Here is a 15,683-nt window from a genome sequence, read left to right on the forward strand (position 1 = left end):
TTGGATTACCCTTTAACAGAGCCTTGAGACAGCCCTGCGATAAAGTATTTTTGCAAAAGTAAAAACATCGTGACCATTGGCAGCATCGCAATAAGAGCAGCGGCGCCAACGAGCTGGAGCTGGTGTTGATTTTGACCAAAGAAATTTGATAAGGCGACTGTCAGTGTATGCATCTCTTTATCTTGCAAGAAGAAGATGGCAAATTGATAGTCGTTCCAAATATACACACAGGCAATGATTAAAACAGAAGCGGTAATCGGCTTCAGCAGCGGAAAAACGACGATGAAAAAGACTCTGAGTGTTCCCGCGCCATCAATACGAGCGGCTTCTTCAAGCTCCTTTGGAATCGTCGACCGGATAAAACCGGCATATAGAAAAATCGTCAGTGGCAAAAAAGCAGCAACATTGTTTAAAATAGCGATTTGATAAGTATTCATCATGCCAATTTGTACAACCATTTTGTATAAAGGGACAAGGGCTGTGAGCGGCGGTATGACCATAATGGCAATGAATAAGAGATACACCGCTTGATTCAGCTTTGTTCCTCTTCTTGCGAGCGGATAGGCGGCAAGTGATCCAAAGATGATGAGTAGGGCAGCCGAGCTGAACGTAATGATCACTGTATTCAAAAAGGACTGGCCAAGCTGAGCATCTGTCCATGCCATGCGAAAGTTTTCAAAATGAAGCGTTGATGGGAACAACCATTTTGAGCTAAAATCTCCTATCCCCTTTAGAGAGGTCGTGACTAAAATATAAAATGGAATCAGGTGCAGCAATGTTATCAAAAGGGCGAGTAAGGAGTACCATCTTTTCTTTCGTTTATAGGCGTTATCCATCACACCTCGGTCTCCTTTCGTTTGAAATAAATAAGCGCTGCAACACTAACGACAAGGATGATGACAGCCATAAAGACACCTTGCGTCGCTGCATAGCCTGCATCCTGCCGTTTGAAATACAAATCGTACATAAAAGTCGACATCGATTGCGAGGAATCTCCGGGTCCTCCGCCAGTGAGCGCGACAATGACATCAAACAATTTAAGTCCACCGATCACATTGAGCACAACATTGATGGTGATAGATGGCATTAAAAGTGGCAATGTGATGCGCCAAAATTGCTGAAGACCTGAAGCTCCGTCGAGTTGTGCTGCTTCATAATAATCTTTAGGAATGCTTTGGAGTCCTGCTAAATAAATGATCATGGCAATCCCGACGAATTGATACGTATTCACAAACACAATGATCCAAGTGTTTAGCTGCGGATTACCAAGTGCATTCATTGGATCAAATCCAAAAAAGGTAACAACGTCGTTTAAAGCACCACCTTGGTACGCAAAGACAAAATACCAAATATAGCCCATAGCAATCGGGCTGATCATGACGGGTAAATAGATCACCGTTCTTGTGATGGCTCTCATTTTTAAACTTTGATTTAATAAGAGTGCATATCCAAGACCAATCATATTTTGTAAGATGGTGCTCCCGATGCCGTAAAGAAGGGTATTTTTCACAACAAGCCATGTGGTTGGATCTTGCAGTAGCCGTTTGTATTGATCCAGTCCGATCCACTTATACTGTTGTGAGAAACCGTTCCAATTTGTAAAAGAGAGCTGAATCCCGTTAAAAAAGGGATAAATGATAAAGGTACTGACAACGAGAACAGCAGGCAGATACATCCACCAAAGTGAAGAATTTTGGCTATTTTTCATCTTCTGTTTTGGAAAAGAGGTAAATGTCGCCGCCTGTTTTTCTTTTGTGATGTCACTCATTGGCTTCACTCCTGTTTCAGCATGAGCCTGCTATTGTTTTTTCAGACGCTTATATTCCTCTTCCATTTTCTTCGATAGTTGTTCCGGTGTGATGGAGCCTGCTAATAATTCTTGACCGGTCGTTGCCATGACTGCCCACATGCCGCTCGGTAAGTATTTCCGATCAAAATATGGTTCAATCTTAATATCTTCATATTGCTCGTAAAATGTAGAGTAATAGTTTTTGGCTTTGACTTCTTTTAAAGCCGTTTCAGAGGAAGTGCCCTCTGCGATTTTTTTGGCGTTTTCAGGCTTTGCTAAAAAGTCAATGAATTGTTGTGCTTCTTTTAGATGCTTTGAGTCTTTCCATGCCGCAACAGTAAAGCGTTCCCCGCCAATCCAGCTTTGCTCATCTCCTTCATGAATCGCTGGTACGGGCATGGTGCCTACTTTGATCGATTGATTGAGTTCAGTCGCCTCAGGTCCTAAAGATCCTCCCACAAAGGTGAAAGCGATTTTGTTTTGTGCCATCAGCTCAGGTGCTTGAGATAGTTTCGCAGTGAGTACATCTTTGTTTAAAAGGTCTTGATCTTTCAGCTCCTTCATAAACTGTGCAAGCGGTGTATAGTGAGACCAATCAAATGATCCATTTTCAAGGTCTTTTCCGTATTGATGTTTTTGATCGGTAATGAGTAAAGGCGTTGCCAGCTCATCAAAGACTTGGGCAATATTAGAATTATCGCCTCCTGGGATCCAGAGCGGCACAACGTCTCCTTTACTTTTTTCTTTGACAGTCTGTAAAGCACTTTTCAGTTCATTCAGTGTTTTAGGAACTTTTATGCCATATTCTTTTAATAGATTGGCATTAAAGCTGAGTCCGTCTTTTGCTTGATTCAGCGGATAGGCATAGACTTTGCCATCTTTGTCTTTTAAAATTTGATCAAGTGAAGGATCGAGTTGTTTTACCCAGTCCATCTCCTTTAGATCAGCCACGTATTCGCTATATCGCAGCTTGGCCCAGCCGTGTGTATCAAATAGGTCTGGCATGTCGTTTGCGCCCATTTTGACGCGTATCATATCTTCATAGCTGTTGCCAGGGAAGTTGGCATCAATTCGGATGTTTTGATGTTCTTTTTCAAAGTCACGGATCACTTCTTCAAATGCCTTTCTCTCCCCGCTGTTGCTCATTGTAGAGAATAGAGTCAAGGTCACTTTTCCGTTTGCTTCAGACGCACCGTTATTGCCACAAGCAGACAAGATTATCGACAAAACTAGAGCTGCACACAGCATCAAATTTTTTTTATTCATCGTTTCCTCCTTTTGATCACTGAAAATTCAGACGATTATAGGTAGAATTCATGCAGTTGCGGAAACAAAAGAAGTCCATTATACTGGAATTCTATTCTTTTCAAAGAGATAAGAGAGCAATTGGGTGAACTGCATTGTTTTCAGCATGATCTGGCCATCATGCTCAGCAGCTCCCTTCCTGCTTTTTTGTCTCTTTTTTGTTTACTGAAATGCATATTCACCCCCTTTCATGGATTGGGCATGTGCTGCCTCTTTGCATGAGCTTTGTTGGCACGACGACTTTTAGGGGAAGCTTTCTTCCTTCTATCCGCTCAAGCAAAAGCTTTAGACCTACTTCCCCCATTTGTTCTGTATATACTTTAACCGTTGTGAGCGGCGGGCTTGAAAAGGAAGCGGCTTCGATATCATTAAACCCCACGATTGAGACATCTTGAGGTACACGAAGGCCGGCTTCATGTAGCGCACGCATAGCGCCTATTGCCATAGAGTCACTTCCGATAAAAAAGGCTTCTGGAAGATTTCCTTTCTGAATGGCTTTTTGCATAAGCGAGTAGCCTTCTTGCATGGAATATTCGCCTATGTGGATGTCATTCATATGAAGAGTTCCCGCTTCTTGCATTCTTTTGATAAAAGTTGTTTGTCTTTCGTCCTCAATCACAGCATTTCCTTCGAAATAATGCTCCCTCTCTTTCCCGCCAATATAGCCTAGATGTGTGTAGCCGAGAGATTGCAGATGACGAATGGCACGATCTGCCGCTCTGACAAAATCCACATGTACACAATCATACAAATCTTCATCCGCATAATGATTGATAAAAACGATATGTTCCATGCGGTTTGTCATCTTTTCAACCGTATCAGGGCTGATTCGTCCAATGACAATCAAACCGTCAATATCCTTTAGTATCGCCCCTTTATCCATGTTTCTTAGGCGAAAGGTATGGAGAGTGGACAGACCTTGTTTGGCATATTCTTTTTCAATTCCTTTTCGAATCGATGAAAAAAAAGGATCATTTAATTCTTCGTCAATGGATTGGGCGACAACGACACCGATGACTGGGGATGCGGGTGGGCTTTTTACTTCTGCTTGATCGGCTTTTCTTGCTCTGACTGGGGTATAGTTTAATTTCTTGGCTATGTCGAGGATGTTTTGTCTTGTTGCGTGTGAAACGGCAAGCGTTTGGTCGCCATTTAACACACGGGATACAGTAGAGACGGATACTTTTGCATCATGAGCAATATCTTTGAGTGTAGTCATAGGCAAACTCCTCATCATTTTTGACTAAATGTTTACTAAAGATATTTGAAGAATAACACATAAATAAAGCGCTTTCAATTATAAATTTGTGCTTTTATGAAGTTTTTGAGTATGTTTTGATAAGGAGATAGTTTGTTTAGTAAAATTGCGTAAAAAAGAGGATGGGCTTCATCCTCCTTTTTACTAAGGTGATTTCATTGTGGCTGTTTCTTTTGCGAACAATTGCTTCATTATTTCCCATGCTTTATCTAATTCTTCGTGAAGTCCAAATAAACCTGAGGTACCGATGATGTAAATTTCATTTCCTGCCTCAGCAAGCAACCGGAACGTGCTTTCATTACAAGAGCCGTCTACCTCAATTGAAAATGAGTATCCCCCCTTCTCTTTGATTTCTTTCACCGCTTTCATTTTCGGAAGCATTTCTTTGATAAAAGGCTGACCCGCAAACCCTGGATCAATTGTCATGATCGTCACCCGGTCTATTAAATGAATAAAAGCATCTAATGCTGCAACTGGTGTGGCGGGATTGAGAACAAAGCCGACCTCACACTTTCTTTCGTGGATATGCCGAATGATTCGAAAAACGTCTTTTTGCACCACTTCTGGATGTAAACAAATCATCGTTGCGCCTGCATCAATACATGCATCAATTAAAAATTCCTGAGGCTGTTCGGCCATTAGATGAACATCAATCGGAACGTCTGTCAGTTTCCGAAGTTGTTCAATAAAAAAGGGTGATAAGGTCATATTTTTTACATAATGACCATCCATGACGTCGACATGATAACGATCTGCCCTTGTGTTCAGAAGCTGAATTTGTTCACGGAAGTGCGTTAAATCCATGCACATCAATGAAGGTGAGAAAATAGCTGTCATCCTGAAATGCCTCCTTTTTAAAGATGAAATATAAATTTGATCAATCCAATCAATATTCCGATGATACCGAAGTCTGTATCGCCAAATGTTGTCCCTTCAAAGCCAAGAGTGCCTAACACAGGAAGTAAACAAGCTGGTAAAAATGAAAGGAGTATTCCATTTACAAAGGAACCGGCGACTGCACCTCTCACTCCCCCTGTTGCATTGCCATATACGCCCGCTGTTGCACCGCAGAAAAAGTGCGGCACAAGTCCAGGTACAATGACAGTTAAACCAAACAATGGAAGAAGGAAAATAGACACGATGCCACCTGCAAAACTGCATAAAAAACCGATGATCACCGCATTTGGAGCAAATGGGAAAACAGTTGGCGCATCAAGTGCCGGCTTTGCCCCTTTGACGAAACGATCGGCAATCCCTTTGAAAGCCGGCACAATTTCCCCGATTGCCATCCGTACACCTGCTAAAATAATGTACACCCCAGCAGCAAAGGTAATGGCCTGAATGAGAATGAAGACAGCAAAGTTCGTACCACCACTAATGTTTTCTATGAATGAAATTCCCGCAAACGGTGCAATCGCAAAGAAAAGCAAAGCCATCGTAATGGAGATGGCCACCGATGTATCTCTTAGAAAACCGAGTGATTTAGGCACTTGAATGGTTTCCGTTGATTTCTCTGGGCGCCCGACCCATTTGCCGATCATTCCCGCTGTAAAATAGCCGAACGTACTGAAATGACCGAGTGCCAGATCATCACTTCCAGTGACTTTTTTTGTAAACGGCTGAAGGATTGCGGGAGCAATGACCATCGCTGCACCTAATACGATTGAACCAGTGGTGATCAGCAGCGTTCCTTGCATGCCGGCTGTTGACAGAACGACTGCAAGCATAGCCGCCATATATAGCGTATGATGCCCAGTTAAAAAGACGTATTTAAAGGGTGTGAATTTTGCCAAAAGCAAATTGACCAACATGCCAAAAATCATAATGAGCGCTGTCTGTGTACCGAATTCCTTTTGGGCAATGGCCGCCATGGCATCTGTATTTGGGACAACCCCTTGAATGTGAAACGCTGCTTCAAACATCTTCCTAAAAACCCCAAGAGAATCAGATACGACTGTGGCGCCCGCTCCTAATATTAAAAAACCCATTGTTGTTTTTAAGGTGCCTGATACAGTATCGGCAGCTGACTTTTTCTGCAAAAGTAAACCAGCTAGTGCAAACAAACCGATGAGAATTGCAGGTGTGCCCAATATATCGTTCATGATCAGTTCTATCATGATGTGAATCCCCCTTTTTCCGTCGATTATATGTGTTTACGAAGGACGTCTTTAATGGCTTCCTGGTCTAACAAGTTATTTAATCCAGCGACCTTTCTTGTGCCGTCATCCAACTGATCGATAATGTCTGTTGCGCCAATATAGAGGTCTGCTTGTTCATTTTTGCTTGTACTGAGATCGGTATGGTCCACTTCAGCTGCAAGCCCTAGCTCTTCTAATGCTTTTTTTACATTCATTTCCACGATGAAGCTGCTCCCTAATCCGTTTCCGCACACAACAAGAATTTTTTTCATTCTCTTTTTCCTCCTTTATACTTGTGAAAATTGATTGATTAGTTGTTGGATAGTTGCTAATTTCTCTGCTTCAATCAATTGTCTCACCCGTTTTTCTTCACTTAACAGCATCGTCAGCTGTTTGAGTGCTCTCAGGTGGGTCATACTGTCAATGGCAGCTAATACAATGATGAGCCGAACTTGCTTTTTTCCATCCTTTGAAAAGGAAACGGGCTGATGACATGACATAAGTGACATGCTTAATTTGTTCACGCCATCCTCTGGCCTGGCATGCGGAATCGCCACTTGTGGCGCAATCACAATATAAGGGCCATTTTGATGAACAGACTGGATCATCGCTTTCACATAACTTTCCTGAATCGCTTGTTGATCAATTAAAGGCTGCGCTGCTTTTGTAATGGCCTCCTGCCATGTGTCTGCTGTTTGCTGGAGCTGAATGGTTTCTTCTGTTAATAAATCGTTTAACACTGGTTTCCACCCTTTCTGGTGTGATACATATGTGGGATGAAGCAGCTCCTTCAAGTCATGAAGCAATGCTTTTTCATTTTGAACGATGGTATGCTGCTGAATGATATTGAATAAAGCATTCACATGGTGCTCATCAAGCTTAGGTTCTGAGCCTTCTCCATATTGAAGCAATGTTTTTTTCTCATAAGCAGTGAGAATAGGATGAACGAGATGAACAGGTTTTCCCTTAAACGAAATAGGTGTCGTTGACACAACAAAGTCGGCATCAATGGATGTTAATTCTTCATATGAACGTTTTGATAACAGTCCGCGTATGTCGATGTAACCGATTAATTCAAGAAGCTGCGTTTTCAGCATGTGACTTGTGCCAATTCCTTCTCCACAAACAATGTAAACAGAACGTTTCGCAATCGACGAAATCCCTTCTCTTCTCATCCAGCCGCCAAAATGCATCGCCACATAGGCAATTTCATGATCGCTCATCTTTGAACAGGTCGCCTTCTCTAAATGGCAAGCAACCTTTTGCGTGATGTCAAACACCTCTGGCTGTGCATGTTTCATGGAATCTGTTAATTCATTGATGATATCAATGTGATAGATGAGTCTATAATAGGCCGGAATTAAATGCATGGTTAAGTTTTGTTCCAAGACTTCTACTTCCTGGAAGGAAATACACGCATAACGCTGAAAGTCAATGATCATTTGTCTCGCAATGGTTCGAATGAGATGTTCTTCTGGTTTTTGACTTGTTGGAAGTTTTTGTTTTTTGGCACTGAGCCATAGCGTACTAAGAAAATAGATTTCATCATCATGAACCAAAAGACTGGTTTCTTTTTGAATTTGCGTCATGAAACGAATAGCAGCCAAGCATTCATCTGTTTCCTGCAATGTCCGTTTTTCTTCTGTTGAAATGTGTACAGCACGTCCAAGCTTCATCCGTTTAAAGTAGAAAAAGAGATCCATAGACAGCTGATCCAGCATGTCATCTGCAAACTCAAGCTTCAGATCTTGTTCGGACTGTTGAAGGAGAGCATGTATTCTCTTATATGAGATAGGACCCTTTAACCAAACCGATGGAAATGTTTTTTCATTTTTTATCATGTTGCGAATGAAATGAATATAAGGTTTCAGCGCCAACCGAATTGTTCTTTCTTCTCCTGAAATTAAATAGCCACTGGCCGCCTGATAATGAAGTGTAAGCTGCTGTTTTGAAAGTGCTTCTTTTAGTTGTTTCATATCTTCAAGCAGTGTATTGCGGCTTACCTTCGTCATCTCTATAAAATCATCAATTTTTAGATGCTTCTCACTGCATGCAATGGATAGGAGCAAGATGGCACGTCTTTCTTTTACACATGGTTCATAGTCATGACCGACAAGAACAGTGTCAGCTTTTTCGAAAATGACTTCTTTCTCGTGTGGATTTAAATAGTAGCCTCGTTGATCTTTTCGCTGGACGCCACTAAGCTGATGGGTTTCCAGCCAACTATTCATTCGTTTGATTTCAGCGTAGACCGTTCGAGTAGAGACATTCAGTCGATTCTGTAAATCTTCAATTGATAGATAAGTGGTCGTGTGAAGCAGCATCGATAATAAAGTCGTGCCCCTCTTGGTTAAGTGCAGTTGGAATCCCTCCCTTCTTCCCTTTGGTTATAAGTCTAATCAACTCGCATGTGTCAAAGAAGTCCAAATGTTTGCAGTAAATGTTGTGCAGCTTTTGGGTGCTTCTTTTGCCTTAAGAAATAGCACACTCAAGCGAGTGTGCTTTGAGATTTGTATAAAAAGAACCCTTTTTCTGCTTTTAATTGCCTTGCTATGTGATCAGCTTCCGAATGCCCCATTGAGCAATTTCAACCGCCTCTTGACTCAACAGATTGTCGATAGCTGCTCTCTGGCATTTTTCAATTCAGTTAAGTTAGCAGCTGAAAACTTTCTACCTGCTTTTGCGACTTCTTCAGGTGGATCAGTTTGGATCACCGCTAAGTCATCAGTAAGCAAAATCTCTTGTGTGATTTCCACAAAATCTTGCAGTGCTGACCTAACCTTGTTAGGATCAGTCTCCAAGTCTTCATCGTCGTAAGAATCCCATTTATACAAAACGGAATTCAGTGCATCTTGTGCCGCCCAAAACTCACGACGCATGCGGCCTTTGTCGTACCTGTTCTTCACTTCTCCTTTTGATAAAAAGAAGTTTTTGAGCAAAGAAAAAAGCCCCTTCTCATCAGAAGCTGGCTTGTGATCCTCTTGTTTTCCTATGTCTGCTGTTCCGGCCATTGAATATCCAGTGATCTCACCCTTTTGAATCTGTTCCCAAATTTCATCAGAGGCTTTTGTCACAAGTACCCAAGATCCTTTTTGAATCAGCTCCCCGCCCATTTCAAAGTCAGACGGAGCAATGTACGATTCAACGACTTCCCCGACACCGCCTTGGAAATCATGCTGCTTGTCGATCTCACGTGCATCCTTCAGGAACCCATGAGCGGCTTTTTCAATTTCTTCTGGTGTCATATAGTCTCCATGTGCATCTGCTACGTTTGGTTCATAAACAATACCATACACAAGACGCTGCGCATCATCAGCTTTTGCAATGACCTTGATCTCTTTTTGAAAGTCATTTTCTTTTTCTGACTTAACGAAAAAAAACTGCTTTTGGTTAGCAGCTTTGTCTACGTATGAAACGTGTGTGATTTTTGCGTTTATCAATTCGCGTGGCATTTCATTCACCTCCTTTCAAAAGAAAAAACTGTCTTTCAATCAGACAGTTCCTTCACCACTATTATAATACTCTCCACTGATTTCTTTTAGGGACTTAATTAATTTAAATACTATTGATAAATACCTAATAGCATCATCAGAATCAAGAGATACTGCATCTGGGTTTTTAACAAGATCATTCCTTAAATGCCAAGACCCGAGAATGCTATTTGCCATCGGAGTTGATATATAGTTATTAAGAAGAAGATATTTGACTATCTGCGGTATATCATCCATTGTCTCCTTGTTTAACCTAACTAGTGCATATCTTAGTTCCTTCTCGAGTTCTAACCAAGCTGAATAAGCAGCTTGCTCAGGCGATTTTTTTGCCAAATCCTCATAAATTTTATATTCGATTTCATGTTCATCAGTTTCAGCTTCGGTATCATGTTCATTCATGTTATATAGATTTTCTTCATTATTTTGACTGGTTTTGATTTCTTTACTTACTTGTTCAAGATTAATTAAATCTTCCTTAAACTCAACTTGTACAATATCTTTATATTTAAAGCTCAACAAGCCACCAACTTTATTAAGAATACCGCTTAATGGCTCTTTAAAAATAATAATCACTATAACCCAAACTAAAGGCCAAACCATAGAATCTATAATCTTAGAAAAGAATTCCAACCAATTCATAAATTCCCCTCACTCCCAAAGTAATGCAGAATTCACACTATTAAAACCCCATATTTATAAGTGTTTATCTCTTCTCAAAAAACATTTCTAATAATTTATACTAATCCCGTATTATTCAATTTTGCCCTCCGTGGATTTATCATTGCTTATATTTAAAGCTAGGTTTGCCAAAGTTTCTTGTCTTTTGTGTTCATCACTTATTTGAGAGATTAGAAAGTTGCTGAAATAAAAATGATGTGTATTAACAATTCTATTATGAAACTGAGTTAAAGATTTAATCGAATTGGTGTGCATTTTCAAGTAAATAGCTCCAATAAAATTAGAGAGTATTCCTGCAAGTGTACCGGTTGCAGCTACTATTATTTTGTTTTGTGAATCACCTAATATATTACTTGATATTAAATACATTGTTATTCCTAAAAATATAAAACCTAAAACAATACAACAAATCCCAACCCAAAACACAAAAGAGTTTTGCCTTAGATTAAGATCATAATATCTTTTCAATTGTAAATCATGTTGTTTGAATAGGATCTCACTCCTATTTATCGTGGGATCATCACTCTGTAACAAGTCAATTTCCATATCAATATCATGCATCATTGTGATGAATCGTTGATTTGGTATTATATATGGTATTACAATCAGGGCGATACCTGCTAAAGAACAAATTAAGATCATCACATTACTAGCTTCCGTTCTAATAAATGAGAAAAAAACTAAACTAAAAACTATATAGCATAATCCACCTAAAAGAAACACAGCTTTCTTAAATTTTTCCCTAAGTTTTAATGAGGTCTTTTCTCTCTCAAGGCGGTTAATATCGGGTTTTGTATCATTACTCATTGTGTCTCCAGAATTTATTGGATTATCCATTTTAATAACCTCTTTATTTTTAATATAAAATAAAGATATCACAAAAACGAATGATTATATAATAAATTTTAGCATTACATACATTAATTTCATGTTAAATAATTCTCTCTTCTAATCTCTTCTTTTTCCTCAGCTGACAATCCTAGAATAACAGGATCAACCACAGGACCAACCGCACAATGACAATTTACTCGCTCTTTTGGCGTAAGCTGTGTATCTCTCGGAAACATGCACCGCTCTCCGCTGCCTGGTATCTCAAATTCTTCATCGAGAGGAATGATTGTTCCATCCAGCTGCACATGACTTTCTCTGGACTGATTCTTTTTCCCGCCGCTGTGTTTCCATTGTTTCGCCGTCACAGCTGGAGGTTGGACATAGGATTCATGTTGAGCGACGGAAGAAGCGGTCAACACTTCAGTTATGGCTGTTACACGCGCGCTTGCGGCTGTCCTTCAGCTCCAGTTCAATCTCTTGGATAGAGCGGCCTTCTTTTATACCCTCTTTCAACGTTTGCTCAATGGCTGTATGAGTATTCAGTTTCATCAGCTGCGCCAACTCCTGCGACCATGATTCAATCCACTGTTCAGTTTTCTCAGAAAGTACCTTGAATGGAATATCCGCATCGATGGAATGCATGATTTTCTCGGCCAGCTGCGTGACGGTCAGCGTCAAGAAAATGGGCGTTTCTTTTCCAAACAGCTCCGCAAATTCATCAGCTGCAAACAAGTCATTTTGAAAGAACGCCAGAATTGATTCTAACGTTTCCGAATCGTCCTTGGATAAAACCATTCAGAGCATTTAAAAACGTCCTGCGTTGCAATTTGAGAAGTTTTGCGGTGGTTTTCTCGTACTCTTCCACCAAAGAGGGTATATCCTTAAGTTCCGGAAAATCAGCTACAGCTGCTTCTAGTTCCTCGACCTCATCCGACTCCGCTTTTCGCACAAAGGTATTGATGTTTTTTATCAACTGATCAATCTTTCTCATTTGCGGATCTCCTCTAGTTCATCCCTAAGGTCTTTGAGGATCGATACCAATTCATTCTGAGAACCTGCTGACTTCTGAAAAACCGTATCAAGCAAGCTAGTTGATGCCTTTGGCTTAGTCTCAATCGGTCTGTGGTATTGTTCTTCAGGCCATTCTTCTAACGTTTTCCCAAGAATACGGCCAGCCAGATCACGAAGGTCATTTGGTGAAACCGCTCCTGCTTGAATAAACGGTGTAAGAACCTTAGCAATTTCGAGCGGATCACGAAAGTCGGACCATTTAATATGAGTCGCACATGCCAGAGATCGAGATCAGGAAGAAAGAGTGTGTTGAACTTGCCAGTGAAGATCATTCTTTCCGGCTGAAATACCTGCTCTTCCGTTGTCTTTCGAGCGGTATCTGCTGTAGCCTTGTTATAATCCTTTGATTCGCCTGTGTAGATCGGCGGCAGACGGAAAGAAGAACGTATCTTGTTTCTCGTCTTCTCGTCGTATTCAAGAAACAGCGCATCCTCCTGAAGAATCTCGGCCAGTGATTTTATTTCAACTTTCACAGGTGCAGGGTCTTCGTCATTGCTTACTTTGTCCTTTTTCTTTTTAGGAATCCCTTCGACTTCAAGCAAAAGAAACTTATGTGCATTGTCTGAACCTTCAATGCCGTTCATGTACTCTTGCAGCTGCTGATAGGAAGACTCGGACAGCATTCCATTTTCCACTGTAATAACTGCCGGCACATGCCGACCTTGTTTAAAGTACAGATAGTTCAGTTCTTCTGCCTTGCGTGCTCCGTACATATTGACGATGTTACCAATCCAGCGAGGAACACCATATGTACCGCTGCCGCTCTGCTTGAAGTCCAATAACACCAAAAACCTTGAAAGGTATTAAGCCATTCAAGGTTTTTTTGTATAATCTCATTAAAAATGAACTAATTTGAATTCATTTTTGAAAGGAAATCTTGAAGAACTAATTTTACTGGTGAATTCGCAGTAGTAGCCAACACATTATTTACACGTTCTAAAATTTGAGGATGCTCCAATATCAATTTTTTGCCTTCCTCAATTGGAAAACTTCTCAATGTATCAATACAGATCTCAAATAGTTCTTTATCATTAGTATTCAACAAATCCATTAAAATTTTCAACTCATATTCATTGCACTCATTATCCAGACAATACGCAATTTTCCGCTGCCACTCTATTGGCTTATTGCGCACCTGATTTGATAATTCTTCCCAATCGTTCAGGCTAAAATCCGAGAGAATCTCACTAGCAATCAAACACCCGTCGTCATACCACGAATCTACCGTTGTATCAGCAGATAAAAGATTATCTAATTCCTTAAACACATTTAATACCTCCATTTAAATTAAAATCCTGATGGGCGTAAAGCATTTTCTGTACCTGTCGGATACCCGCTAGTTACATCTTTCCCCACTTTAATCACATCAATTTCTACACCATCAATACGTGCTCTATGCCAAGTTGCTCTATCTCTTAATCTTGATGAAATAGCTGCTGTATCTCCAACATCGGTAATACTTTTGAGAATTTTCTCATCCTTCCAAGAATCAGGAAAGAGCGTGCTTTTTTTAATCTTAGAGATATTTCCATCAGAAAACTGTTTTGTAAATACAACATTTTTTGTACCATCCGCATTTGTTGATAATACTTCAACTGCAAATTTTTCATTATCATTATTAATTCTAGGCGAATGTCCACCTATTAACTGATTTTTGGGGACTTTCCGTTGTCCTTCTAGAATCTTAGCTTCAATTTCTGGACTAATTACAGTTCTTCTAGCAGAATGTCCACCTGCACCCTGAATTCCCACCTTTCCATGAAACCCTTTCGCCCCAAACGGCAAAAGCATTCCCAAAGCCGCATTCATACTCGCTTCCTGCTGTTCTTTCGATACTTTATTTCCAAACATATCTCGACCCGTAATCGCTTCGCTGAAGCCGTTTGTTGCGGTGAGGCCATATAAGCCTTTTTGTGATGTTTTCAACGCATCAAAAGATTTTTGTGATGTCTTGTAAATGTCGACTGCTCTGACTGCGGCGGACGTGGCTTGAGTCGTTTTATAGACGGCTTTTCCGCCTTTGAAAATGCGTCCTGCCCAACCGACGATTGGGATATATCCTGCTGCTGCCATGCCGCCTGCGGCGACTCGCTGGCCTGCGGTAAGTTCTTCACCTGTGATCGGATCGACACCTGTTGCGGCACGTTTTGCATCGTTCACGCCTGTCAGTTCATTGACGATATTTCCTCCGTAATCAAGAGCTTTTTCATACCACGGACGGTTGGCGAGCGCTTCTTGTTCCTTTGCGATCTTGCGGGCTTCTTCTTGATCTTTTTTGATTTTTAGATATTCAGAAGTTTGCTTCTCAATATCGCTTTTTGCCTTGTAGATTTCGCTATTTTGATACGCTTTCTTGTCAAAATTCATAGGCAAAATGGATTTTCCGTCATTTGTCGCATTCATCATTTCTGCGTACAATGCCATTGTAGCCTTCTCCTCAGTCTCTGACAAAGCATATTCATCTTTTAGATTTTGATCAAGTTCTATTAAATCTTTAACCGTTTTCTTCCGTTCATCTTCCGCATCTGCAATCTTTTCGTCAAAGGTTTTACTATCAAATACCTCCAGAGAAATGAGGTCATCAATATCTTGAAAAATCGTTTTGAGTGCCTTTTTTTGATCCTTCACGATGCTTTTGGCATTCTTGATTCCCATATGTACAGCGTTGTCTAAAAAGTGTTCTTCTACAAAGGTGTCGCCGCCAAAATTTGTATCATCAAGTGTCCCAGAAACACCTTCATGAAAGGCTTTTTGTTTATCAATGAAGCTAATAAACATGTCCACATTTCCGGCGAGTTCTTTGTAGAAGCTTTTAATGTTATCGGCACCTTTTCCAGTGAAGTCGTCACCGAGGTTTGCCACGCCTTGTAGTGCCTTTTTTAAATCAACCATTTGTTCGCGGAGTTCCTGATAGTGTTTTGCCCTTGTATCCATGGCACTGGTTAGTGCTTTTGCATCAAGTATCTTCCCCAGAAGAAGTCACCCCCTCCTATTCATTGACAAGGTCAATTTTACCAACACGAAATTTGTCATTAAATAGGAATAAAGATACAAAAACAGTACTTAATATGTAAATGATCAGAAGCATATCCTCGCTATTTTATTTTTCAAAGAAAAGCACC

12 protein-coding genes and 3 pseudogenes are annotated in these 15,683 nt (G+C 40.5%); all 15 read right to left on the reverse strand.

The genetic code is table 11. The features are described 5' to 3' along the window. Positions 1-5 precede the first annotated feature (5 nt). Positions 6-836: a carbohydrate ABC transporter permease gene (locus tag AC0VYC_RS09080; protein ID WP_426578725.1), complete on the reverse strand. Its 831-nt coding sequence runs from the start codon at positions 834-836 to the stop codon at positions 6-8. Then, positions 836-1,768 (reverse strand): carbohydrate ABC transporter permease, encoded by a 933-nt coding sequence (locus AC0VYC_RS09085; RefSeq protein ID WP_039167807.1) that lies wholly within the window; start codon positions 1,766-1,768, stop codon positions 836-838. Before AC0VYC_RS09085 ends, AC0VYC_RS09080 begins: the two co-directional genes overlap by 1 nt. A 30-nt stretch (positions 1,769-1,798) precedes the next feature. Beyond that, positions 1,799-3,055, reverse strand: coding sequence for an ABC transporter substrate-binding protein (locus AC0VYC_RS09090; protein ID WP_327868325.1), 1,257 nt, complete (start codon positions 3,053-3,055; stop codon positions 1,799-1,801). A gap of 217 nt (positions 3,056-3,272) precedes the next feature. Continuing rightward, complete coding sequence (locus AC0VYC_RS09095; RefSeq protein WP_041507192.1) at positions 3,273-4,313, reverse strand: LacI family DNA-binding transcriptional regulator; 1,041 nt, start codon at positions 4,311-4,313, stop codon at positions 3,273-3,275. Positions 4,314-4,496: 183 nt separating this feature from the next. Beyond that, entirely contained in the window at positions 4,497-5,189 is a 693-nt protein-coding gene (gene alsE, locus AC0VYC_RS09100) for a D-allulose 6-phosphate 3-epimerase (protein WP_048001466.1), read from the reverse strand. A 17-nt stretch (positions 5,190-5,206) separates the two neighbouring features. Further along, positions 5,207-6,469 carry a PTS ascorbate transporter subunit IIC gene (locus AC0VYC_RS09105; protein WP_217967101.1) on the reverse strand — a complete coding sequence of 421 codons (1,263 nt, stop codon included), beginning with the start codon at positions 6,467-6,469 and terminating at the stop codon, positions 5,207-5,209. A gap of 26 nt (positions 6,470-6,495) precedes the next feature. Then, the gene (locus tag AC0VYC_RS09110) at positions 6,496-6,762 is read right to left on the reverse strand and encodes a PTS sugar transporter subunit IIB (RefSeq protein WP_058015619.1); all 267 of its coding nucleotides are present in this window, start codon (positions 6,760-6,762) and stop codon (positions 6,496-6,498) included. A gap of 15 nt (positions 6,763-6,777) precedes the next feature. Next, the gene (locus tag AC0VYC_RS09115) at positions 6,778-8,850 is read right to left on the reverse strand and encodes a BglG family transcription antiterminator (protein WP_475390036.1); all 2,073 of its coding nucleotides are present in this window, start codon (positions 8,848-8,850) and stop codon (positions 6,778-6,780) included. A 551-nt stretch (positions 8,851-9,401) separates the two neighbouring features. Continuing rightward, positions 9,402-9,942 (reverse strand): annotated as a pseudogene (locus AC0VYC_RS09120) (XkdF-like putative serine protease domain-containing protein); the annotation flags it as partial. A 39-nt stretch (positions 9,943-9,981) separates the two neighbouring features. Next, positions 9,982-10,620 (reverse strand): hypothetical protein, encoded by a 639-nt coding sequence (locus tag AC0VYC_RS09125; protein WP_243825343.1) that lies wholly within the window; start codon positions 10,618-10,620, stop codon positions 9,982-9,984. Between the two features lie 111 nt (positions 10,621-10,731). Next, positions 10,732-11,496: a TRADD-N-associated membrane domain-containing protein gene (locus tag AC0VYC_RS09130; RefSeq protein WP_259254443.1), complete on the reverse strand. Its 765-nt coding sequence runs from the start codon at positions 11,494-11,496 to the stop codon at positions 10,732-10,734. Between the two features lie 89 nt (positions 11,497-11,585). Continuing rightward, positions 11,586-12,481 (reverse strand): annotated as a pseudogene (locus tag AC0VYC_RS09135) (phage minor head protein). Then, positions 12,478-13,322: pseudogene (locus AC0VYC_RS09140) on the reverse strand (phage portal protein); the annotation flags it as partial. The pseudogenes AC0VYC_RS09135 and AC0VYC_RS09140, both read right to left, overlap by 4 nt. 86 nt (positions 13,323-13,408) lie before the next feature. Beyond that, on the reverse strand, positions 13,409-13,828 hold the full coding sequence (locus AC0VYC_RS09145) for a hypothetical protein (protein ID WP_017367369.1): 420 nt from the start codon (positions 13,826-13,828) through the stop codon (positions 13,409-13,411). A 20-nt stretch (positions 13,829-13,848) separates the two neighbouring features. Then, positions 13,849-15,495, reverse strand: a complete 1,647-nt coding sequence (locus AC0VYC_RS09150) for a T7SS effector LXG polymorphic toxin (protein ID WP_475389965.1) — start codon at positions 15,493-15,495, stop codon at positions 13,849-13,851. Positions 15,496-15,683: the final 188 nt, after the last annotated feature.

Source organism: Bacillus sp. iso_77, assembly GCF_056173625.1.